Source organism: Pseudomonas sp. NPDC087029 (genome assembly GCF_044745345.1).
Taxonomy (GTDB): Bacteria; Pseudomonadota; Gammaproteobacteria; order Pseudomonadales; family Pseudomonadaceae; genus Aquipseudomonas; species Aquipseudomonas faucium.
This window is the reverse complement of record NZ_JBIVAB010000014.1, coordinates 82,217-105,996: the sequence shown is the minus strand read 5'-3', so window position 1 is coordinate 105,996 and position 23,780 is coordinate 82,217. Positions and strand designations below refer to the sequence as shown.

Annotated in this window: 11 protein-coding genes; 1 reads left to right on the top strand and 10 read right to left on the bottom strand. The window is 66.6% G+C overall.

Going from position 1 to position 23,780, the window contains the following annotated elements; genetic code table 11:
* Positions 1 to 3: 3 nt before the first annotated feature.
* On the top strand, positions 4 to 483 hold the full coding sequence (locus ACIPG5_RS20305; protein ID WP_176518080.1) for a MarR family winged helix-turn-helix transcriptional regulator: 480 nt from the start codon (positions 4 to 6) through the stop codon (positions 481 to 483).
* A gap of 34 nt (positions 484 to 517) precedes the next feature.
* Here the strand turns inward: ACIPG5_RS20305 and ACIPG5_RS20300 are convergent, their stop codons facing one another.
* From ACIPG5_RS20300 to ACIPG5_RS20255, 10 genes are all read right to left on the bottom strand, one after another.
* Positions 518 to 1,837 (bottom strand): hypothetical protein, encoded by a 1,320-nt coding sequence (locus tag ACIPG5_RS20300; RefSeq protein WP_401377578.1) that lies wholly within the window; start codon positions 1,835 to 1,837, stop codon positions 518 to 520.
* Positions 1,838 to 1,985: 148 nt separating this feature from the next.
* Positions 1,986 to 2,384, bottom strand: a complete 399-nt coding sequence (locus ACIPG5_RS20295; RefSeq protein ID WP_176518082.1) for a cytochrome c family protein — start codon at positions 2,382 to 2,384, stop codon at positions 1,986 to 1,988.
* 125 nt (positions 2,385 to 2,509) lie between these two features.
* Positions 2,510 to 3,424: a transcriptional regulator FeaR gene (gene feaR, locus ACIPG5_RS20290; RefSeq protein ID WP_236237989.1), complete on the bottom strand. Its 915-nt coding sequence runs from the start codon at positions 3,422 to 3,424 to the stop codon at positions 2,510 to 2,512.
* Between the two features lie 374 nt (positions 3,425 to 3,798).
* The gene (gene mrdA / locus ACIPG5_RS20285; RefSeq protein WP_401377573.1) at positions 3,799 to 5,691 is read right to left on the bottom strand and encodes a penicillin-binding protein 2; all 1,893 of its coding nucleotides are present in this window, start codon (positions 5,689 to 5,691) and stop codon (positions 3,799 to 3,801) included.
* Between the two features lie 266 nt (positions 5,692 to 5,957).
* Entirely contained in the window at positions 5,958 to 7,466 is a 1,509-nt protein-coding gene (locus ACIPG5_RS20280; protein ID WP_236237987.1) for a TolC family protein, read from the bottom strand.
* Positions 7,467 to 7,503: 37 nt separating this feature from the next.
* Positions 7,504 to 18,039 (bottom strand): VCBS domain-containing protein, encoded by a 10,536-nt coding sequence (locus ACIPG5_RS20275; RefSeq protein ID WP_401377569.1) that lies wholly within the window; start codon positions 18,037 to 18,039, stop codon positions 7,504 to 7,506.
* Positions 18,040 to 18,136: 97 nt separating this feature from the next.
* Positions 18,137 to 20,227, bottom strand: a complete 2,091-nt coding sequence (locus ACIPG5_RS20270) for an HlyD family efflux transporter periplasmic adaptor subunit (RefSeq protein WP_401377566.1) — start codon at positions 20,225 to 20,227, stop codon at positions 18,137 to 18,139.
* Complete coding sequence (locus tag ACIPG5_RS20265) at positions 20,227 to 21,573, bottom strand: efflux RND transporter periplasmic adaptor subunit (RefSeq protein ID WP_176517549.1); 1,347 nt, start codon at positions 21,571 to 21,573, stop codon at positions 20,227 to 20,229. The genes ACIPG5_RS20270 and ACIPG5_RS20265 overlap by 1 nt, the downstream gene beginning before the upstream one ends.
* The gene (locus ACIPG5_RS20260) at positions 21,560 to 22,321 is read right to left on the bottom strand and encodes an efflux RND transporter periplasmic adaptor subunit (RefSeq protein ID WP_401377563.1); all 762 of its coding nucleotides are present in this window, start codon (positions 22,319 to 22,321) and stop codon (positions 21,560 to 21,562) included. The genes ACIPG5_RS20265 and ACIPG5_RS20260 overlap by 14 nt, the downstream gene beginning before the upstream one ends.
* Positions 22,322 to 22,475: 154 nt before the next feature.
* Entirely contained in the window at positions 22,476 to 23,771 is a 1,296-nt protein-coding gene (locus ACIPG5_RS20255; RefSeq protein WP_401377560.1) for a DUF1254 domain-containing protein, read from the bottom strand.
* Positions 23,772 to 23,780: the final 9 nt, after the last annotated feature.

Below are 23,780 nucleotides of genomic sequence, written 5' to 3'. Positions count from 1 at the left end.
TCGATGAGCAACTCGAAGAACACAGGCCACAGCCACCACGACCCGGCCAGCGATGAATTTCGCAAGGAAGATTTCCCTTTCTACTGGCTGGCCCGTGTGCATGGTCGCTACACCCAGAACATGGAGCGTCTGCTCAAGAAGATCGACCTCGACGTGCCGCGCTGGCGCGTGCTGTGGATCCTCAACGAGAACGGTGAGTCGAGCATTTCCGAGATCTCCACCCACGCCATCGCCAAGCTGTCGACCATCACCAAGATCGTCTACCGCATGAAGGACGACGGCCTGGTGGACACCGCGCCCAGCCCGGAAGACGGGCGGGTGACCCAGGTGCGCATCACCGAGGTCGGCCTGCAGAACATCGAGCGCATGCAGGAGGTGACCCGCGAGCTGTTCCAGCGCAGCTTCAAGGGCCTGACCGAAGCCCAGGTACAGCGCCTGAACCGCATGCTCGAAGTGGTGTTCCACAACCTCGAAACGCTCTGAGCGCTACGGGGCGCGCCGCGCCCCTTGCGCCGGCTCAGAAGGTGCTGACGAACACCACCTGGCTATACAGGTTGTTGTTGTCGTTGCCCAGTTGCGTGCCGCCCCGGGCAGCGCTGCGGTCGGGCTGATACAGGCCCACCAGCGGCACCACCATCAGGTGCTCGTTGATCGACCATTGGGCATACACATCCAGCTCGCGGCCGTCGACGTTGCCCAGGTTGCGGTCGATCGTGTCGAACTTGAACAGCATCGCGCCCAGGCTCAGCGACGGGGCAGGGGTGACGCTCAGGCCAAGCTTCTGCACCCGCGCATTGCTGTTGAAGGGCCCGGCATAGTTGCCGGCCACTTCGCCCTGGAACCAGGTACCCAGGCCGCGGCCCAGCCCGTAGAACAGGGTGTCGTACTGCTCGGAGAAGCGGCTGTAGCGGTAGCTGACGTTCGGCTGCCAGGGCAGGTCGGCGAAGGTCCAGCCGGCTTCCAGGTACCAGGCATCCTCGGTGGCGCTGTGCGGTTTGTCCTGCTTTGCGTATTCGCCCGAGAGAAACAGGTTTTCCACCCCGGCATTGCCCTGGCCGCGCAGGCTGTAGGTCTTCATGCCGTCACGTTCCAGTTGCTGGGGCGAGGCGTACTGTTCGTCCACGTGGGTGGTGCCGACGTAGGTGAGGCCGACGGTGCCGGCGTCCGCCACGTGCTCCAGGGTGGCCACGTGCAGTTCCGTGTTGGCCTGGGCGCGGTTGTCCGACTGCAGCCACATCAGGTCGCCACGCCAGCCTGTCTTGCCGCCCAGGCGCAGCACGGCGGTCTTGTCGAAGCTCTTGCGCGCGGCCAGGTAGTAGGCGCCGCCGCGGTTGAACTGGCCGTCGGCGAGGCCATGGCCGACGTTGAGCGAGTCGCCCTGGATCAGGAAGCCGTCGCCGACCGCCACCATCTGCTTGCCGAACGACAGGTCGATGCCGTCCTCGCCCAGCTGCGGCACCAGGTTGCCCGACTTCCAGCCCAGGTATGCGTCCTCGATCTTGCTGGTGCGTTCGCTGCCGTCGCTGAAGCCCGCCGCATCGCCATCGCCCCAGGTGGCCGAGCTGAGCAGGGCGAAGGCGCCATACAGCGAGCCGGCGCCGCCCAGGCGCTGGTCGCCGCTCAGGCCGTACTTGATGTAGCCCTCGCGCCAGGCTTGGGAGCCTTCCCGGTCGCGGGCGATGGCATAGCTTTCTTCACTGTGGAACGCCCCGAACACCGCTTCGACATTGGCGTTGAGGTGGCGCTCGGCGTCGCCGTAGAGCTCCAGGGCGCAGGCCTGCAGCGAGGCCCCGGCCAGCACGGCGGCCAGGGTGAGACGGAACGGGCGGTGGAGCATGGTCTGGCTTCCTTTGTCATGGGTTTGGCAGAAAGGATCATGCAGCAAGCCCCGACGGCGGTTTTTGCCCTGGCTGCCAGTTGCCTTTGGCAGCGTGCCAAAACGCCAAAGGCCCCATTTCGGGGCCTTTGGCAGGGAAGCGCAGGGGTTACTTGAGGCTGGCGAGGAAGCAGGTCACCGCCTGGCGCTCGGCGGCGTCGTGCAGGCCGGCATAGGGCATGTAGGTGCCCGGCACGGCGGCTTGTGGCTGCTCGATGAAGGCGCTGATGCCTTGGGCGGTCCAGGCGGCCTGGCGCGATTTCATGGCTTGCGAGTAGTTGGCGCCGGGCGCGGTGCCGGGGGTGCGGCCGAGCACGTCGTGCAGGTTGGGGCCCATCATCACCGGGCCGTTCTGCTGAGCCGAGTGGCAGGCTGCGCAGTCGCGGGCGAACACCTGTTCGCCTTGCCGGGATTGCGGGGCGGCGCATTCTTCTGCCAGGGCCAGGGGGCTGGCCAGGGCGGCGAGCAGGAAGGGGATGGCCAATTTGCGCGGGGTGATGGTCGACATCAGTACGGTTCCAGGGTTGTTTCTTGTTGGTTTATGGCTCGATTGTGCGCCAGCTTGGCGCACCGGGTTTTGCTCTGCCTGCCAGGCTGTTTGCCAGGGTTGCCAAGTGGTGGCCTGTGGGGAGGTCAGTTCGCATGCCGCTTGCGATATTCCCCTGGCGTCATGCCAAAGCGCGCCTTGAATGCGGTGCTGAAATAGCTCGAATCGGAAAACCCCCAGGCATAACCCAGCGACGAGACTTTCTGGTCCATGGCCGGGTTGCGCAGGCTTTCGGCGCAGAATTCGAGGCGGCGGTTGCGGATGTACTGGGCGATCACCAGCTCGTGCTTGGCAAAGATGCGGTACAGGCTGCGCATGGAAATGCCCACTTCGCGGGCGATGAACTCGGGGCTCAGGCTTTCGCAGGTGATGTTCTGGTCGATCAGCGCCAGGGCCTTGCGGAACATGCGCTCGTGGCTGCCGGGCACCGAGTCCTGGCTGATGGCCGGGCGCAGCAGGGCGATCAGCGCATCGAGCACCGCCAGGCTTTCGTTGTTGGCCATGTGCCGGGTGCGCCCGGCTTCGAGCATCATCTGCCGGGCCATGCTGGCCAGCGGTGTCTGCGCCTCGATGCGCCTGGCGCAGGCAACGCCGATGCCGCGGGTGCCGGCTTGCACCTGGGCGCGCGGCAGGATCAGCGACAGTTGCCGCGAACGCTGGTGAAAGTGCATGTCCAGCGGGGTGCTGGCGTCGATCAGGGTGAGGTCGCCGGCCTGCAGTTCGATGCTTGCCTGCTGGTGCTCGATGCGTGAGGTGCCGGCCAGCTGCAGCACGGCGTAGTAGTTGTCGGCACCACTGGCGCGGATTTCCCGCTGGCCGCGGAACAGGTTCACCTGGGTCATGTCGACGATGCTCATGGAAATCTGGCCTACCTGGCATTTTTCCAGCTGGCCGACGAAGCCTGGGTCCAGCTTGCGGCCGTTGAAGTGGCCGCAGGCTTCATTCACCTGGCTGAGCCAGGCCTGGAAATGGTCGTCGGAAACACGGCTTGCAGGGGTCATGGATGCCTCGCACGGTATGACGTGGAACGGATCGCTTGGGCGAACTCTTGGAATGGGGGTATGCATTACTATTCACTTGAATATTCAAGCAAAAAGCGGGCCTGGGGAGGCATTTGGGTTTTTGCCTTTATATTTAACTGATTGAAAAATATGAGGTTAAAAGAAATTCAGGGTATGGAGGAGTGGAACTGAGGAGGGCGCGAATAGAGGGTCGATGCTCGCAGTTGTAGCATTTTGAAACGCGGGTGTTTCGCAAGCGGGCATTTGAGTGATTGTGCGGGCCCTATCGCCGGCAAGCCGGCTCCCACAGGGTTTGGTGGGGGCTGTGGGGTTGTGTGGGAGCCGGCTTGCCGGCGATGGGCTGCGCAGCAGCCCTAGGTGTGCGGCACCGGCTTGGGCGCCGCGCCGCCGGCATATTCGGGCTTCAGGTGGCCCTGGTCATCGAGCAGGTAGGCATCCATCACCTCGCGCACCACCGGCCCCGCCACCCGGCCGCCGGCTTCGCCGTTCTCGATCATCACCGCCACCACCACGCTGGGGTGGTCGGCCGGGGCGAAGCCGACGAACAGGGCGTTGTCGCGGTGGCGTTCGAGGGTCTTGTTGCGGTTGTAGCGCTCACCCTGCTTGATCGCCACCACCTGCGCCGTGCCGCTCTTGCCGGCGATGCGGTACTGGGCGCCGGCGGCGGCGGCGCGGGCGATGCCGCGCGGGTCGTGCATGACCATCTGCATGCCCTGGCTGACCTGGTCCCAGGCATGCCGGTCGTGCAGCACGATGTCGGGCATCGGGTTGGGATCGACCGGGGTTTCGCCGCCCACGGTCATCGCCAGGTGCGGGCGGTGCCACATGCCCTTGCTGGCCAGAAGGCTGGTGGCCTGGGCCAGCTGCAGCGGGGTCACCTGCATGTAGCCCTGGCCGATGCCGAGGATCAGCGTTTCGCCGGGGAACCAGGCCTGGCGGCGCGTCGCCCGCTTCCACTGGGCCGAAGGCATCAGCCCTGCGGCCTCTTCGTTCATGTCCAGCGAAACCTTCTGGCCCAGGCCGAATTCGGCCATGTAGTCGTGCAGGCGGTCGATGCCCAGCTTGTGCGCCAGGTCGTAGAAGTAGGTGTCGTTGGAGCGCATGATGGCGGTGTACATGTCCACCCAGCCATCGCCGCTGTGGTTCCAGTTGCGGTACTTGTGGTCGTAGTTGGGCAGCTCGTAGTAGCCCGGGTCGAACACCCGGCTGCCCGGGGTGATGACCCCGCTGTCGAGGCCGGCGATGGCCACTTCCGGCTTCACCGTCGAGCCCGGCGCATACAGGCCGCGCAGCACGCGGTTGAACAGCGGGCGGTCGATCGAGTCGCGCAGGGCGGCGTACTGCTTGAAGCTGATGCCCTTGACGAACAGGTTGGGGTCGAAGCTGGGGTTGCTGACCATCGCCAGCACGTCGCCGTTGGCCGGGTCCAGCACCACCACCGCGCCACGGCGCTCGCCCAGGGCCTTTTCGGCGGCCACCTGCAGGTGCGCGTCGAGGCTGAGCACGATGTCCTTGCCGGGGGTCGGGTCCTGGTGGTTGAGCACGCGCATCACCCGGCCCTGGGCATTGGTCTCGACTTCCTCGTAGCCCACATGGCCATGCAGCTGGCTTTCGTAGAAGTGCTCGATGCCGGTCTTGCCGATCGACTGGGTGCCCCGGTATTCGGTGCTGTCGAGGGTCTTGGCTTCTTTTTCGTTGATGCGCCCGACGTAGCCTACCGAGTGGGCGAAATGCTCGGCCAGGGGGTATTCGCGGATGAACTGCGGCTCCACGTCCAGGCCCGGCAGGCGGAACTGGTTCACCGCCACCAGGGCAATCTGCTCCTCGGTCAGGCCGACCATCAGGGTCACCGGCTCGAATGGCTTGCGGCCACGGCGCAGGTCCTTGTCGAACTGCAGGCGGTCATCCTCGCCAAGGCCCAGCACCTGCGCCAGGGTGTCGAGCACCTTGGCCGAGTCGCCGGCGCGCTCGCGGGTCATGGTCAGGTCGAAGCTGGGCTTGTTGTCGGCCAGCACCACGCCGTTGCGGTCGTAGACCAGCCCGCGCTCGGGGGCGATGGGCAGCACGTGCACGCGGTTGTTTTCCGATACCGCGCTCTGCTGGTCGTGTTGCAGCACTTGCAGCACATAGAGCCTGCCGACGAGGACGGCCACCAGGCTGAAGACCAGGGCAGCGCAGGCCAGGAGCCGGCGGTTGACCAGGTGCTTTTCCTTTTCGTGGTCCTTGAGGGGGATCGGCTGGGGCATGGGCGGTGGTGGGTCGGCTGCACGCGAAACTTGTGGGAGCCGGCTTGCCGGCGAGTACGCCAGGCCAGCCAACATGGATGTAGACGAGTGCTACGCACTCGAATCGCCGGCAAGCCGGCTCCCACAAGGATGCGGGGCGGCGATGCTACGCGTACCGGCGCCGGCCCTCAAGGCAAGGGCCGACGCACGGTGCGCGTTGCCTGGCGTTTCACCCCGCCATCAGGGCATCACGGCGTACATGAAGATTTGTTCATGCGCCTTCAGTTTCACTTGCCGGCCGCCAGCAGGTTGTCCTGGGTCTGCTGCTCGACGGTGCGCTGGATCTCCCGTGCCAGGGTCTTGACATCATGCTGGCCGATTTCCTTGGGCATGACGGCAAAGCCGATCGAGTTGTACAGCCGGCCCCAGGCTGCCTGGGCATCGGAGTAGGCCGCTTCGCGCTGGTAGCGCGAGAGCAGCATGCGCCCTTCGGCGCGGATCAGCTCCAGTTCGCTGCCCAGCGCCGCATTGCGCGAGGACTGGGCGTAGCTGAGCAGGCTTTGGTCGACGCGCAGGCTTTCGTCGGCGAACTCCACCTCCTGGCGGGCCAGCTGATAGCGCAGCAGGCCCACGCGCACCTGGGTCAGGATTGCCATCGACAGCGCGGTACGGCGCATGTCGTCGGTCTTTTCCTGGCTTTTTTCCGCGGCGGTGATGTCCGGGTACTGCAGCAGACGCAGCAGGTTCATCGAGACGTTGATGCCGGTCTGGTTCCAGTCGCTGTTGTACAGGTACTTGTTGGAGTCGTACTCGTAGCCGTAGTTGAAGCTCACGTTGGGCCACAACTGGGCCTTGGCGATCTTCAGGTCGTTCATGCTCACGCGCTTGCGGTACCACTCTTCCATGATTTCCGGGCGGCGCTCCAGGGACAGGCGCTCGAGCTGCTCGACATTGCCGGTCAGCAGCGGCAGCGGCGGTTCGCTGGTGTCGGCCAGCACCATGCGGGTATTGGGCGGCAGCGACATCAGCGCGGCCAGCTCGGCACGGGCGAACTCCAGGTCCTGGCGGCGCACGGTGAGCATGTACACCGAGTCGAGCAGGGCGCGCTGGTAGGCCAGGATGTCCTGGCGCGGCAGCAGGCCCTTGCCCTCGGCTTCACGGGCCGAGGTCAGGGCGCGGTGGGTGCGCATCAGCAGGCCGTCCACTTCCGGCAGCAAGCGCTGGGCGCCCAGGGCGCGCCAGTAGGCGTTGCGCACATCCTGCAGCACGTTCTGCGCGACTTTTTCGCGGCGCTCCTCGGCCATCAGGATCTGGTCGTTCTTCTGCTGGGTGCGGAAGTAGGCGACGCCAAAGTCCAGCAGGCTCCACGACAGGCCCAGGCTGTACAGCGTGCGGTAGCGCTCCTCGGAGGTGGAAGGGCGCAAGCTGACCTGGCGGTCCTCGATGCCGATCGAGGTGCCGCCGGAGTCGTTGTTGCGCCCGGCGTAGCCGGCGGAGGCCACCAGGCGCGGCAGCATCTCGTGGCTGGACACGTCGCGCAGGTCCGAGGCCAGCGCGCTTTCCAGCAGCTTCAGGCGGTAGTCGAGGTTGTACTTCAAGGCCCGCGCCGACGCCTCGTAGAAGGTGATGGGGCCGCTCACCGGCTCCTGTTCCTTGTACATGCGCGCCTGGTCGTCGATCACCCGCTGGCGCATTTCATCTTCGCTGTAGGGCTTGGGTTCGAAGGCCGAGCAAGCGCTGAGCAGAATGCTCACAGCAGTGAAGGTGCTCAGGCTTTTCAATGTGGCTACTGGCATAGGCAGTCCTTGGTCCATCCGTGAATAGGCATCGACATCATGGTGCGTTGCTGCCGCGGCGTTGGGCGGCTTCGCGCAACTGCGCACGGAAGCCGTGCGCGGGCTGTGGGGGCTTCTCGGCGGCCGGTACCATATCGGCCTGGAAGGGTGCCCACAGCGAAGGGTCCGGCAGCAGGCCATCAGCGCTCAGGCTGATGACGCCATGGCGGCCGTCGACCCAGTTCTTGTCCTCGGCACTGTCGCGCCGGCTTTCGGCCACTGCGCGCGCGACGAACTGGCCATTGACCTGGCCCAGCTGGCTGCCGATCGACTGGCTTTCGATCTCGGGGGTGGCGAACAGCTGCACATTGCTGCCGTCCGCGCTCCAGGCCGACAGGGTCAGGGTCTGGTTGACGCGCTCCACCACCGGGGCGACGAAGATCGCCGGCGACACGTCCGGCAGCGGCAGCGCCGCGGTGCCGCCCAGGCCATCCCGGTCCAGGTGCGGCCCTGGTGGGATGTACGGGGTGGCAATGTCCAGGGTGATGGTCAGCTGCGCCTGGTCGGTGGCCCCGGCAAGGTCGCTGATGGTGTAGGTGAAGTAATCCTTGAGCACCTGGCCAAGGCCGGCCGCCGCCAGCACGTCGCGGTTGCTCAGGTCGATGGTGTAGGTGTAGCTGCCGTCGGCATTGAGCACCAGGGTGCCGTACTTGCCGAGGATCGGCTGGCCGACCACCCCGGCGCTGCCGCTGCCATTCTCCTGGCCGGTGCGGATGCCGGTGACGGTGATCGCGTCGCCGCCGTCCTCGTCGCTGTCATTGACCAGCACGTTGCCGCTGGTGTGCGGCGCCGGCACCTGGTCGCTGGCAAAGCTGGCATCGTCGCGGGCCACCGGGTTGTCGTCGGCGCCCTGGATGGTCACGGTCAGGCGTGCGTCCGAGGTGATGCCGGCGGTGTCGCGCATGCGGTAGGTGAACACCTCGCGCAGCGACTCGCCGGCGCTGCGCAACGCCTGCACGGTGGGGTTGGCGTTGTCGACGATGTACTGGTAGCTGCCGTCGGCATTGATCAGCAGCGTGCCGTACAGGCCCTGGAGCACTTCGCCGGCGCTGGCGGTGCGGCCGTTCTCGCCGGTGTACTGCACCACGGTCTTGGTTTCACCGTACTGCACGCCGTCGATGTCGGTGTCGTTGTCGAGCACGTTGCCGCGTGGGTCGACGCCCGGCGTGCCGTTGTTCACGCCGCCGGCTTCCACCGCCTGGGCGGTGTCGTCATGGGCTTGCGGGTAGTCGTTGCGCCCGTCGATGGTGATGGTCAGCGAGCCGTTGGCGGTGCCGCCCCAGATGTCGCTGACCAGGTAGGTGAAGTTGTCGACCAGGGTCTGGCCGCTGACGCGCAGGGCCTGCACCGCCTGCAGGCTGTTGTCGAGCACGTAGCTCCAGGTGCCGTCGGCGTTGAGCGTGAGGTCGCCGTACTGGCCGCGCAGGGTTTGCCCGACCAGGCTGGCATTGCCCGGCAGGGGGCCGTCGCCGCTCCAGAACGCCAGCACTTCCAGGGTTTCCGGGAACAGGATGTTGACCGTGTCCGGGTCGCTGTCGTTGTCCATCACGTTGCCGCTGGGGTTGCTGCCCGGGATGTTGTTGTCGACGCCACCGGCCTCGACCGCCAGGCCCTGGTCGGGGCCGGCGACCGGCGGCTGGTTCTCGCCACGGATGAAGATGGTCAGGGTGGCGGTGTCGCTCAGGCCGCCGGCGTCGGTGACCTGGTAGGTGTAGTTCTGGATGACGAAGCCCAGTGGGCCCAGGGCAATGATGTCGGGGTCGAAGGAGTTGACCACGAAGCGGTAGCTGCCGTCGGCGTTGAGGGTCAGGGTGCCGTAGTGGGTGGTGAGCGTGGCGCTGCCGGTGAGCGGGTCGAGGGTCGGGTTGCTGCTTTCGGCACCCAGGCCCACGGCGGTGACCACCTTGGTGTCGTTGGCATCCACGTCGGTGTCGTTGTTCAGCACGTTGCCGGTGGGGTTGCGCCCGCCATTGCCATCGTCGTCCTCGGCCACGGCATAGGCGAAATCGTCATGCGCCACCGGCGTGTCGTAGCGGCCTTCGATGGTGATGTTGATCTGCGCCTGGGCGCTGGCACCGGCGATGTCGTGCATGCGGTAGGTGAAGGTTTCGCGCAGCTGCTCGCCGGCCTTGAGCGCCTGCACCGCGGCCAGGCTGTCGTTGACGGTGTACACGTAGTTGCCGTTGGCATCGATGCTCAGGGTGCCGTAGGTGCCGGCCACCACGGTGGCACCGGCATTGACCTGGACGAAGGTGCCACCTGCGGCCAGGGTGCCCAGGTAGATGCCATCGACGAACTTGCCGTCGCCGGCATCCACGTCGCTGTCGTTGCCCAGCGCGTTGCCGCTGCCGGCCTGGCCGGGCGTACCGTTGTTGACGCCGCCGGCCTCGATGGCGGTGGCGTTGTCATCGGCGGCGATGGGGGTGTCGTTGCGGCCGTGGATGACCACGGTGAAGGTGGCGGTGACGACCTTGCCGTTGCCATCGCTGACGCTGTACTGGAACACCTCGGTGAGGCGGTCGGCGTCGGTGCGCAGGGCCTGCACCGCGCTGTTGCTGTTGTCGACCACATAGCGGTAGTTGCCCTGGGCATCGAGCACCAGGCTGCCGTAGTTGCCAGCCAGGCTCTGGCCGGGGGCGGCGATGGCGCCGGTGGGGCTGAGCACGCCGCTGATGGTCAGGGTATCGCCTTCCGGGTCGGTGTATGCCGCGCGGATGCTGCCGCTGGGGTCGAGGCCAGGGGTGGCGTTGTTCAACCCGCCGGCCTCGATGGCGTCGACGGTGACCGGGTTGACCACGGGTGGGTCGTTGACCCCGGTCACGGTGATCACCAGCTGCGCCTGGTCGGTGAGCCCACCGCTGTCGTGGATCTGGTAGGTGAAGATCACGTCCAGGCTCTGCCCGGCCGCCAATGCACGAATGGCCGGGTCGGCGCTGTTGACCACGAAGGTGTAGGTGCCGTCCTGGTTGAGGGTGAGCTGGCCGAAGTTGCCGCTGATCAGGCTGTTGTCGGCCAGGCGGGCCACGGTGCCGGGGATGGATGCGGGGGCGCCGCTGGCCACCGAGGTGAGCGCGCCGCCGGCGCTTTCCAGGCCGCTGCGCACGCCGTCCACCTTGAGCTGGGTGGCGTTTGGCTGGTCGAGGCGGTCGACGTCGGTATCGGCGCCGACGCCGCCGTTGCCGGTGATCACGTTGCCGCTGGCATCCACCGCTGCCGGGCTGCCGTCACTGGCGCCGGCGCTGGCGGTGCCGTGGTCGTCCACTGCCACCGGTGCGTCGTTGGCGCCCTGGATGGTGATCACCAGCACGGTCAAGGATTTCAGCCCGCCGGCGTCGATCATCTGGTAGGTGAACTGCTCGACCAGCGTATCGCCTGGCGACAGCGCCTGCACGGCGGCGTTGTTGTTGTCGACCACATAGCGGTAGCTGCCGTCGGCGCTGATGGTCAGGGTGCCGAAGTTGGCCAGCAAGGTGGTCGGCTGGCTACCGTCAACCGGAATGATCCGGCCGCCCCCCGGGCCATCGTAGCGCACGGTATTGACGTGCTTGGTCTCGCCCAGCGCTATGGAGTCGACGTCGGTGTCGTTGTCCAGCACGTTGCCGATCGCGTCTTGCCCCGCCGTGCCATTGTTGGTGCCGCCGGCCTCGATGGCGGTGGCCGTGTCGCCGTGGGCGATCGGGGTGTCGTTGGCGCCGTGGATGTTGATCTGCAGCACCGCGCTGCTGGTCAGGCCGCCGGTGTCGACGATGTCGTAGCCGAAGAAGTCGCTGATGAAGTCGCCGGCGGTGCGCAGCGCCTGCACCTGCGGGTTGCTGTTGTCGACGATGTACTGGAAGCCGCCGTTGGGCCTGATCACCAGGGTGCCGTAGAGCCCCTGGATCACCGTGACCAGGTTGCCCGTTACCGGCACGCCGGCCGGGTTGACGTTGCTGGCGATGCGGGTGACGGTGAGCACGTCGTTGTTGGTCTGGATATCGACGTCGGTGTCGTTGGCCAGCACGTTGCCGGTCGGGTTCACCCCAGGGTCGGCGTTGTTGAAGCCACCGGCCTCGACGGCGATGGCGATGTCGTTGTGCGCCACCGGGGCATCGTTGACGGGGTCGATGATGATGTTCATCACGTCGGTGTCGGTCAGTGCGTCGGCCGGGTTCTGCCCGGGGATGCCGTCGCCGCCGACCGGCGCATCGCCGTAGTTGCCCTGGTCATTGGTGACCATGGTCAGGGTTTCGCTGTTGCGGAAGGTGTTGAAGTCCTGGTCGCCCTTGTAATAGAGCTGGCTGAGCAACGCGTTCAACTCGGCCAGGGTACCGGTCAGCACCAGGGTGCGGCCGGCGCCGGCCGGTGGCGTGGCGTTGGCGGCGGGCGGGGTGGCGGTCTGCCAGAGCACGCCGTGCACCACGCTCAGGGTGATGGTCATGACGCCATCGGCATTACCGGCGTTCACGTCCACGTCGCTGATCGCCAGGCCACCGATGTGCAGCACCGTGTCTTCCTGGCCGTGCTGGTCGGAAACGGTGTTCACCGGCGCCTCGTTGATATGCACGTAGCCGGCGTCCGCGGTGCCGGTGCTGCCTTCGCCCAGGGCCAGGTTGATGCTGCCAAGGCCTGCGGCTGCCGCAGCGGTGTCGCTATCGATGCGCACGCGGAAGTTGTTGCCGGGCGTGACCTGGTGGGTCTGGTCCACGGCGATCAGGTAGTTGCCCGAGGGCAGCAGGGCGAACTGGTACACCCCGCCGTTGGCGGTGGTGGTGCTGAAGACCTTGTCGTCGGCGGTGCCGAACAGGCCGTCGTCGCCGGCCCAGGTCAGGGTCACGCCGACCCCGTCCAGGCCCGGGCCGTCCGGGGTGACATTGTCCGTGGCGCTGCGGGTGTCGTCCCACAGCGTGCCGCGGATCACGCCCATGCCGGCGCCGTCGCTCAAGATGTAGTTGTTCAGGCCGTTGGCGCCGTCCTGGCCGGTGCGCTCGCCGGTTGCGCCGCCTGGGGTGGAAGGCAGCGAGCCACCCCAGCCGTTGCTTTCGAAGTCGCTGGGCAGGCTGGTCCAGGTCAGTACGGCGGAACTGGCGGCGTCATCGGCGATGTTGGCGGTGTTGGGCAGGGTGACGGTGTAGATCACCTGCACCGTGTCGTTGGGCGCCAGCCGGGCGAAATCGACGGTGATGCCGGTGCCATCGCTGAAGCTGATGCCCGCGGGCAGGTTGGCCAGGTTCAGCGCCGTGCCGTTGAGCAGGATGCTTTGCACCTGGTAGTTGCTGCCATTGGGGAACTTGTCGACCAGGTGGGTCTCGTAGGCGGGCACGCCGCCGTTCTGGGTGAAGCTCACCGACACCGTGGCCTCGGTGGTGCTGCTGCCGGGCGTCACGTTGATGACCGACTTGTCCATGTTGGTGAAGCTTGGCTCCACCACGCGCTCGAAAATGGTGTCGCTGCGGCCGCGGTCGACGCCGCCGTTGTCGCCCACGTGCTCGAAGACGGTCATGCCCAGGCGCGTGTCGGCCTGGTTGCCGGCCACGTTGCTGACGCGCACGTTGAACTCGAGGATGACCCCTTCGATATCGTTGTCGTTGATCTCGGTGTTGGTCAGGTTGCCGAGGCTGAAGGTGATGGTCTGGCTGCCGTCGCCGTTGGTGGTGATCTGCAGCCGGTTGTTGGCGGTGTCGAAGATGCCGCTCGGTACCGTGCCGCTTAGGTCGGGGTGGATCGGCAGGGACACATCGCTGTTCTGGTTGCCGGTCATGTACAGCGACGAACCTGCGATGACCAGGTCGCCGGCATCGGTGGTAAGGCCACCGTTGGACACCATCGCGATGAGGATCCGGTTGAATTCCTCGGGGATGAACTCCAGGCCCGCCGCCAGTTCGATGCGGATCTGGTAGTTGGGGTTGTCGCCGGTCGGCACCAGCACCGCCACCCGGTAGCGGATGATTTCGCCGACCGCGACGTTTTCCTGCAGGCCGCTGGTGTCGGTGGCACCACTGCTGTTGGTGGCCGGCGGCGTGTCGCTCACGCCACCGACGCGCGACACCTGGATGCCATTGGTGACCGGGATCAGCAAGGCGCTGATCACCGAGTAGTCGTTGAGCACGCCCGAGTTGAGCAGGCCGTCGTTGCCGTTGCGCTCGCCGTTGGCGGTGTCGGTGCTGCTGTCGATGCCGTTCAGGCTGCTCCAGTTGACCTGCACGTTGTTGGGGATCACCGCCATGCCGGCCGCCGAGGCATTGACCGTGCCCTTGAGGGTGATGACGATGCTGCCGCCGTTGGCGATGTCGATGTTGGCGCCGTTGGCGGTCACCAGCTGGCCACCGCTGATGATGAAGTCGATGCTGCCGTTGTTGGTGGCGCCACCCAAGTATTGGATAGTGCCGTTGATGACCAGGTTGTCGATCTGGGTCGGCAGGTTGTCCAGCAGGCTGATGTCGAAGGCATCGGTGCCGGAGTTGTTGGCCACCGTGATGGTGAAGATCACCTCATCGCCCTGGTCGAAGCCGCCGAAGGAGGGGGTCGAGATGATCTGCTGGGTTACCGTGAGCGTCGGCTCGACGATGGTCACGCCGGGCTGCTGCGCGCTGTCGAGGCTGCGGTCCACGGCCACTGCGCCGTTGGGGGTATCGCCGTCGGGGTCGCTGTAGACCAGCTGCGCGCCATTGTTCAGCGTGGTGCCCTGCTGGTTGCCGGTAACGTTGCTGGCCACCAGCACCAGGCGGATGACGAAGCTGTTGTTGCCGACGATGTTGTCGGCGGTGGCGCCGGCACTGCTGAACACCAGCATCAGGTCGCCGCCGTCGCTGCCGTCCGGGGTCAGCGGGTTGACGTTGAGCACGCCATTGAAATCCGCGCCCAGCGCGCCACTGCCGGAAGCCAGGGTGATGATCTGGTAGCCCAGGTTGCCGTTGAAGCGTGGGTCCAGGCGCAGGCCCGGGGGGATCAGGTCATTGATGCGCAGGTTGCCGGTGGTGCCTTCGGGCAGGGTGACGACGATGTCGTAGGTGATGCTTTCGCCGATCACCAGGTTGCTGCCGGTGGTGTGGCTGGCGCTGGAGTCGTCGTCGCTGAGGCTGCCGTCCTTGTAGGTCTTGCTGATGGTCGGCGCGGCCACTTGCTGGTTGGCCACCTCCACCAGGTCGGTGGGGGTGAAGTCCTGGCCGCCGTCGACGCTGGCGTAGTAGGTCAGTGCCGCGGTGCTCTGCAGGGTGCTGGAGGCGAGGATCGCATCGTTGACCCTGACGTCGTAGGTGATCACCACCACGTTGGCGCCGGACAGGTCGCTGGCGGTGCCGCTGCGCCCGGCCAGCAAGGTGGCCTGGCCGTTGGCGTCGAGGAAGGTGATGGTGTTGCCGCTGACGCTGTAGTCGGTGCCGGCCACCAGCAAGGTGCCGTCGCCCCGGTAGATCTGCAGGTTGGCCGCGCTCAGGCTGCCGCCGACGAACGAAATGCCGGCCGGCAGGGTGATGCTGGTGCTTACGTCGAAGGCACCGCCACCACCGCTGTTCTTCAGCGCAGTGGCCAGGCGCAGGGTATCGGCACCGTCGATGCCGCTGACGTTGCCGTCCACCGCGGCCAGGCTGGTGACGCTGCCGCCGAACGGCACGCCGCTGGTGCCGGGGGCGGTCCAGCTGCCGGTGGTTCCGGTGACCGTGCCATTGCTGCTGGACACCACGCCATGCTTGATGTCCAGCACAGGTTCGGCCACCGACTCGATCACTGCCACATCGGAAGACGTCAGCACGGTCTTGTCGACCGTGGTGGTCTGGCTCGACTGCGCCAGCACGTCGAGTTCACGCTGGTCGGCGAACGGCTGGTCGCCGACCACCATGGTGAAGCGCACCTGCACGGTGCCGCCGTTGAGGCCGCCGGAGGCGAAGTTGCCGAAGTCGAAGATGATCGAGTTGCCCGGGCCTGTGGTGACGCTGTCGGGCACATCGAGGATGTTGTTGCCGCTGCCGAAGCTCCACTGGCCGACGCCGGTGCCGAAGCTCCAGGTGATGCCGTTGGCGTCGAGCAGAGGCAGTGGCAGGTAGGCGGTGAGCTTGAAGTTTTCGTAATCGGCCACCAGCAGGTCGTAGCTGATGGTGAAGGTCACCACATCGCCCGGGCGCAGTTCGCCGTTGCTCGGCGGGTTGCCGCCGTTGACCTGGGTCAGCTCGATGTCGACGGTGGAGGTGTCGATGGTGCTGGTGGTACTGGAGCCATCGCTCTGCACGCCGCCGATGTTGAGAATGTCGCGCAGCACCGTGGCACTGACCGTGGCGTTGTTGCTGACGCTGTCGCCTTCGTTGAGCTGGTCGTGGGGCGGGTGGTCGGTGGTGTAGGTGGTGTCGATCAGCGCGTCGTAGACGATGCTCAAGCGCGTGGCGCCTTCCTGTATGTCATCGTCGTAGAGGTCGCCGAACAGCGCCGCGACACCCGGGCCTGCAACGGCCCGGCGGATCGACTCGGCGATGTCGAACACCAGCGTGGTGCTGCCGTCGGCGTTCACCGTCTGGGTATAGACCAGGGCAATGGCCTGGGAGCCGCCATGCTGCTGGATGATCAGGGTGGGCGGGTTGCTCGGGTCGAAGGTCTGGCCATCGCTGAGCAGGTCGGTGACGCTGAACTGGCCTTCCTCGAGGATGTTCTCGCCGAAGGCGAAGAAGTCGGAGATGGCCACGTCCATGGTGTAGCGCAGGGTGTCGCCGGGCGTGAGCCCCGGCGTGCCGACGTCGTTCTGCAGGTTGACCTGCTTGAGCAGGGTGATCGACTTGGCGACGAAGGTGATGCCCTGGCCATTGCCGGTTTCATTGAACGGGTAGCCGTCCGGGTCGGTGGGGCGGTCGCGCGGGTCGAGCGGGTTCCAGTCGCCATTGACGCTGGCGTTGCCGAAGTTGATGGTCACCGGGTTGCCGGTGGCCGGGTCGATCACCGGGCGGCCGTTGGCGTCGATCTCCGGCACATAGAAGTTGACCTGGGTTTCGCTGGCGCCGGTCAGGGTGTCGTAGTGGATGTCGTAGCTGGCCACGAAGGCATTGGGGTTGGCCAGGGCCGCCGCGATGGCGGTGGGGTCGGTGAGCACCGTGCCGTCGTGCAGGGTGATCGAGGCCAGCGTACCGCCGGGGCCTGGGGTGATGGCGCTGACGTGCACCTGGTCGGGCACGGTCTGGGTGACGGTGACGTTGGTCAGGGTCTGGCCGGGCGCCGGGGTCACGGTGACGGTCTGGGTGCGGGTGAAGTTGGGGCCGGTGACCGTTTCGCCTTCGGGCATGTTGACCGTTTGCGTGACCTGCAACAGCTTCGGCGTGATCACGAAACTGTGCAGCGCGCTTTCCACCAGGCTCGGGTCCTGGACCGGGTTGTTCACCGAGTCGTTGCCGTACTCGAAACCTGCGCGGGTATTGATGGTGAGGTTGGGCGCGCCGTCGGAGTAGGTGGTGTCGGCCAGGTTGCTCAGCTGCCCGGTGATCACGATGTCGATGCTGGGCTGGCCGTTGGTGACGCTGGCGTAAGGCAGTTGCAGCACCACCATCTGGTCGCCGGGCTTCATGCCGACGCTGGCGGCGTTGATCACCAGGGCGTTGCCGCTGGCATCCTTGGCCAGCGGGTGGGTGGCATTGCCGTTGGCGTCGAAGGTGATGACGAAGCTGTTCACCGCCCGCCCCAGGTAGGTGGCGGAGACGAAGCTGGCGCCGTCGTCGCCATCGCGGCCGGTGGCCGGCATGAACACATCGAGGAACGGCGCGTAGCCTTCCTGGCTGGACGGGTTGCTGAAGCTCACGGTGAAGTTGAACTGGGTGCCCAGCTGCACGTCGGCGCCGCCGCTGCTCAGGCTGGCGGTGGGGCTGGCGTCGGCCAGCAGGCCCTGGAAGTTGTCGAGGGTGGCGGCGGCCAGGGCGATGGTCTTGTCCACATCGCCATTGCGCACCTCAAGGCGCCAGTCGCCGCCGGCCAGCTGGCTGCCGGTGGCGTTGTTCGAGGCGCCCACGTCGGCGCCGGTCCAGCGTGCCAGCTCGTTGACCAGCGCTTGCCCGGCGCTGCCGGTGCCCACGTCGCAGCCGTAGAGCTGGATATCGGCGCCGGCGTTGAGTTCGTCGCGCCAGGCGCTCAGGCGCTCGCCCATTTGTTCGACGGTCTGGCGGGTGAACACCTGGTTGCCCAGGGTGAACTGGCCGGAGGCGCCGTGGGAGAACACCTGGATGGAGTCGACCTTGCCCAGTTGCGCCAAGGCATTGCTGATGGCCGCGACCGCGTCCTGGCCGGGGTCGACCACCAGCGCGGTGGTGCCCGCCGGCAGGTTGGCGGCCAGCTGGTCGCGGTTTTCCAGGCGTGCGTCGATGACCACCAGGTTGCGTTGAGCGGGCGGCGCCGCCGTGGTTTGCGCCTCGCTGGCGGTGGGGGCGGGGTGGCTGCTGTCCTTGGCCTCTGCAGTGCTGGGGTCGCTGTGGTGCTGCTGATCGACCGCCGCCGCAGCGGCCCCGTCGAACAGGATACGCTGCTCAAGGGCGACCGTTTGCGACCGCGGGCGCAAGGCAGTGGCGAAGCCGGCTCTGCTTTTGATGTCCATGTCCTTACCTGCTCAAAGTTTCGACTGCAAATTCGGGAGCTTAAGCAATGCTAGTCGGGTTTTCTGAAAGTGCAGCGGGAGCCGCCCAGAGGCGCTGTCAGAACCCGCTTTCACGCAGCCCGACGCCCAACAGCCACTTGCCCAATTCGCCCAGCACGCTGCGCCTTTCCCCTTCGATCTGCAGCTTGCCGCGGGTTTCGCGCACGCTGGCCAGGGGCTCGTCCAGGGCGATCAGCACCTGGAACAACGCCGCATTGGGGGTCAGGGACTGGCCGCTGGTGGCCACTGGCCCGCCAAAGTGCGAAGACAGCATGCGGTGGGCCAGTTGCCCGGCGCGGGTGCTGCCGATGGCCAGCACCTTGCCGTGCAGCGCGGTGGCCTGGCCTTCGGGGTAGAACTTGACTGGGTTGCCTACGGCCAGGTGGTGCACCTGGTCTTGCGCGACATAGGCATCGACCTGCCAGTGGCGGGGGTCGATGAGGATGCCCAGCGGCTCCTGGCGGTTGAGCCACTGGCCGGGCTGCAGGTCGCGGTCCACGTCCAGCCAGGCGCCGGCGAACGGTGCCTGCAGGTTGAGCCGGGCGATTTCCCGGCGCGCCGAGCGGGCTTCTTCGTTCTGCACGCTCAGGCGCTGCTGGGTGGCGGCATCCTCGGCCAGCCCGGCAGGGTCGGCCAGCAGCCCCGACAGCCGCGCCTGGTAGCTGCGCGCCGTGGCCTCGCTGCTGCGCATGCGCGAGTCGAGGTCCGGCTCGTCGAGCACCGCCAGCACCTCGCCGGCCTTGACCTGGCCGGCCGGCTGCAGGCTCTTGAGGCGTGCCGGGTAGGGCGTGTACACGCGCAACTGGTGTTCGGCACGGGCCACGCCCACTGCATCCACCTGGTTGTGCCAAGGCACCGCCAGGGCCAGCACCAGCAGCCCCAGGCCCAGGTAGAACAGCCGCTTGCGCTGCCCGGGAATGAACGCGCGCTGCTGCCACCAGTGGTTGAGCTCGCGCTTTACCGGCAGGGCGATGAACCACGCCAATTCGACCATGAACAGTACGATCCCCAGCAGTTTGAAGAAGAACAGGTACACCGCCACCGCGATGCCCAGGAACAGCACCAGGCGGTACAGCCAGGTAGCAAAGGCGAACGCCACCAGCAGCCGCCGCTGGCCGACGGGAAACGGCTCGGGCCAGGGCTCGTTCAGCCCCAGCAGGTTGCGCCGCAGGGCCACCCGCGCCATGGCCGAGGCGCGCTCGTGCAGGTTGGGAAAGTCGAGCAGGTCGCTGAGGATGAAGTAGCCGTCAAAGCGCATGAACGGGCTGGCGTTGAGTGCCAGCGACAGCACCCAGCTGGTGGTCGCCAGGTACAGCAAGGCATTGCGCAGGGCGCCGTCGTCGCACAAGGCCCAGCCCAGGGTGGCCAGGCCCGCCAGCGACAGCTCGGTGACGATGCCGGCAGAGGCGATCGCCAGGCGTTGACGAGAGCGCTTGAGCTTCCAGCTTTCGCCGGTGTCGGTGTACAGCATCGGCCACAGCACCAGGAACGCCACGCCCATGTGCCCGACGCGCAGGCCCAGCCGCGTGGCCACCAGCGCATGGCCCAGCTCGTGCAGTGTCTTGGCCACGACCAGCGCCAGGGCAAAGCTGAACAGGCCCTCGGTGGAAAACGACTCCACCACCGCATGGGTGAAGCTGTCCCATTGCTGCATCACCAGCACCAGCCCGACCAGGGTCAGGGCCACCACCAGCACCGCGGTCAGCGGGTGGAACAGCCAGCCCAGGGCCTTGGCCAGGTGCTGCAGCCCGGCTTGCGGGCGCAACAGGGGGATGCGAAAGAACAGGTAGTGGTGCAGCCACCAGCGCCAGCTCGACCAGGTGCGCGACTCGCTGGCCGCCTGCAGCCTGGCCAGTTGCTCGTGGCCGGGGCGCAGCAGGTTGTGCTGTTCGAGGAACGCCCGCAGCGCCAGCACCTGCTCGACGTCCGGGTTCAGCGCGCTGTCGCGTGAGACCTGTTCGCTGACCTGGCGCGGCGTCTGGCCCCAGCGCAGCAGGCATTCGAACTCCAGCCAGCCGATCCGGTAGAAGCGGTTGACCACCGTGTCGTGGATCATCCACGCCGGCTCTCCCTCACGGTTGTCGGCGGCTTCGCACAGGCGCAGGTCCTCGCGCAGTGGCGGCAGGGGCAGGTCGCTGAGCTCGAGCATCACCAGCCACTCCAGGCACGCACGGTGGCCAGCGGGCGACGCAGCAGGTAATAGCCGAGCATCACCCGGCCGCCGTAGAGCTTGGCGGTGCCGTGCAGGCCCAGGCGGGCATGCTCGGAGTGCTCGTCGATGCTGGCCAGCAGGCGGTAGGCGACCACGCCGTCGTCGCTGGGCTTGGCCTGGTAGCTGGTTTCGAGGATCTTGCCCTTGAGCGGGCTGAGCGGGTAGGCGGTGAGAAACAGCGTGACCTCGGCGCCCGGCTCCAGGGCGATGGCATCGGCCACGGCCAGCTGGATCTGCATTGCCGGTTGCGAGGGGTCGGCCACATGCAGGATGCGCTCGCCGGTCGACACCGGCTTGCCGATCCAGTCGTTGGGGTCGCTGAACACCGCAACGCCGGCCCTTGGCGCCACCACCTGGGTGCGCCGCAGCTGCGCCTGCACGGCGGCCAGCTCGGCGCGGCGCTGCTGGGCTCGGCCCTGCAGCAGGGTCAGTTCGTTCTTGCTTTGCGGGTTGTCGAACGCCCGCTGGCTGGCGGCCAGCAGCTCGGCATCGGCCACCGCCACTTCCTTGCCGAGCACTTCGGCGCGGCTGCGCAGGGTGGTTTCATCGAGGGTGAACAGCGGCGTGCCGGCTTCCACCGGCTGGTTGGGGCGCACCAGCACCTGGGCAATCACCCCGTCGATCGGCGAGCTGACGATCTGCGCCTGGCGCGAGACGATCTGCGCCGGCGCCAGCGCCGTCTGGCGCACCGGCACCAGCAGCAGCCCGGCGGCCACCAGCAGTGTCACCAGCACCTGGCGCCGGCTCGGGCGCCAGCGGCGCAGGTGGCGGCGCCGGGTCAGCGTGCGCCAGCAGTAGGCCCAGGTACGGGTCAGGCCTTCGAGCTGGGTGTACAGCACCTCGGGCGGCGCTTCTTCGAGCAGCAGCACCAGCACGCCAAGGCGTTCGCCGGCCGGCCCGTGCAGCGGGATGCACCACAGGCCGCTGGGCCACCATTCGCTCCAGCCCTGGGCGATATCTTCGGGCGGTGCGGCATTGTCCAAAGTCAGCCAGGTGGGCTGGGCAGTGGCCAGGCGTTCGGCCAGCCAGCGGCTGGCGCGCTTGAGCCAGACCAGGTAGGGCGAGTCCTCGGTGGGCCGCGCCAGGCCCGAGACGCACAGCAGGTCAAGGCCGGCCTTGCCTTGCTCGAACACCAGCGCCTGGTGGAAGGGCAGCAGCGGGTAGAGGTCGTTGGCCATGCTGAACGCCAGGGCATTCAGGGTTTCGGCGGCCATGGCCTTGTCACGCAGGTGGTCCAGCTGCAACAGCAGTTGCGGGTGAGGGAGCGGCCTATTCACGGTCATGGTCGAACCGCGCAGTGCCGCTCATGCCGGCCATCAGTTCAGGGAAACGCTGATCGAAGCGCGCTTCGAGCTCCACGGTTTGCGCCACGGCATCGACCCGGGCGTTGATCACGCTGACCTTGGCCGGGTAGGTCTTGCCGGTTTCGTGCACGCTCACCTCCAGCGGCTGGCCTGGGCGCAGTTCCTTGAGCTGGCTCGATGGCACATTCAGGCGCACCTTCAAGGCGCCATCGCTGACCAGGTCGAACAGCGGCGTACCGGCGCTGACCGTCTGGAACGGCTTGACGTAGACCTTGGCGACATGCCCGGAGAACGGCGCCAGCACCTGGCAGTAGCTCATCTGCGCCTCGCCCATGGCGCGCGCGCCGTCGGCCTTCTGCACTTCGGTATTGGCCGCGGCCACTTCGATGTCGCCCACGGCATCGAGCTTGCGCAGCTGCTTCTTGGCGTCCAGGTTCTGCCGCGCCATGGCCAGTTCGGCCACCGCGACCTTGCCCCGTGCCTGGGCCTCGTTGCAGTTGAAGCGGGCCAGGCTGGCGCCCTTGGCCACGTGTTCGCCAAAGCTGGCCTTGAGTTCACCCAGGGTGCCGCTCATCTGGCTGGACAGGGTGGTCTCAAGCTCGGCGGCAAGCAGCACGCGGATCAGCTGCGGGTCCTCGCCCGTGGTTTCGCCTTCGGCGTGCGCGCCAATGCTGGCCAGGGCCAGCAACAGTGGCAGATATCGGTGTGCAACGGCGGGCAACGGCATCCTCGACTCCTTTCTGAGAACTTGATTGAAACGCTGCGTAAACAGTTCGAATTCTCATACTAGAAAGGAATCTGGATTTTGCCCAATCGCGCGCGATAGAGGCCCCTGCGGCGGGACGTCACGGGGCCTCCAGGGCAGATCGAACAGGCAGGTTTCAGGGCTTGACCACCTCGATCGGCGGGAACTTGTAGCTGCCTTCCTGCACGGCTTTGCTGGGGCCGTACAGGCGCATCACGATGTAGGCGTCCTTTTCCGGAATGGGCAGGTAGTTGGGGTTGCTCTCGTCGCCCTTGGCGCTCAGCTCGAGGGTGTAGTTGCCCTCGGCGTCCGGCTTCAGCGTGCGGTCGCCGCGGCTGTGGCGGTTGATTGCGTTGTGGGCCATGAAGCGGTTGTCGGCGGCGTAGACGGTGAAGGACCAGAACTGGCTGACATCCGGCGCCTTGAAGGTGATGCGGTACGACTTGCCATTGGCGCCGTTGATGTTCTTGCCATCACTGGCGGTACCTTCCTTGAGGTAGACGCTTTCGTCCGGTGGCAGGCCCCATTGGCCGACGTAGGTGCCGACGGCGAACAGGTCGCGCGGGCCATCACCCAGCTGCTCTCGGGTGCCCAGCGACTTGCCGGAAGTGGTCAGTTTGGGCGCCAGTTCCTCGATGTGCTTCTTGCCCAGCGCCTCGCCTTTCCTGGCAGCAGCGAGCTGCTCCTGGGTGAAGTCTTTCTTGCACGGGGCCAGGCCTACCGCCTTGTACTGGTCCAGCCATTTCTGGTCGGCCTTGGCCATGCTGCCATCGCACAGGACGAAATTGACCCGTTGCAGCCAGTTGCTCTTGGCCGGGTCCAGGTAGGTGCGCTGCTTGGCCTTGGGCCCGGGCAGGCCGAGGTAGGCGGACAGTGTGCGCACGTTCCAGTCGTCCATGTAGTTGAGTGCGGTCTTCTGGTCTTCGGGGCCGGTGGCCATGATCCGGCCCATCAGCTTGATCAGGTTGGAGTCGACGCGGATCACCTCGGTGACGCTGGGCGGTACTTCGCCTTTCCAGCCCTGCGCGGCGAACATGAAATGGCCGCCTTTGGTGTCGCGGGTGCGCGAGCCGATCATGGAGGTGGTGTAGTGGCCCATGTCCATGGTGTGCAGGATCCAGTAACGGCCCTTGTCCATGTCCGGCACGCTGACGATCACAGGTTCCGCGGCCACGTCCAGCCAGCCCATCAGGTGCAGGGTGTCGTTGTTGATGGTGGGGTGGTCGGTGTAGGTGTCATCGGCCAGGTGGCGGATGTTCTGGAAGCGGTTGAGCGGGGTGTGGGTCTTCACCGCCGTTTCGTAGAAGAACTTGTAGGCTTCATCGATCGAATAGCCATAGATGTAGGCATCCTCGGCCAGCTTGTCGGGGATCTGGGCAAAGGCCGATACGCTCAGGGACAACAGGGATGCACCCAGCAACCAGTGTTTCATGACATCTCC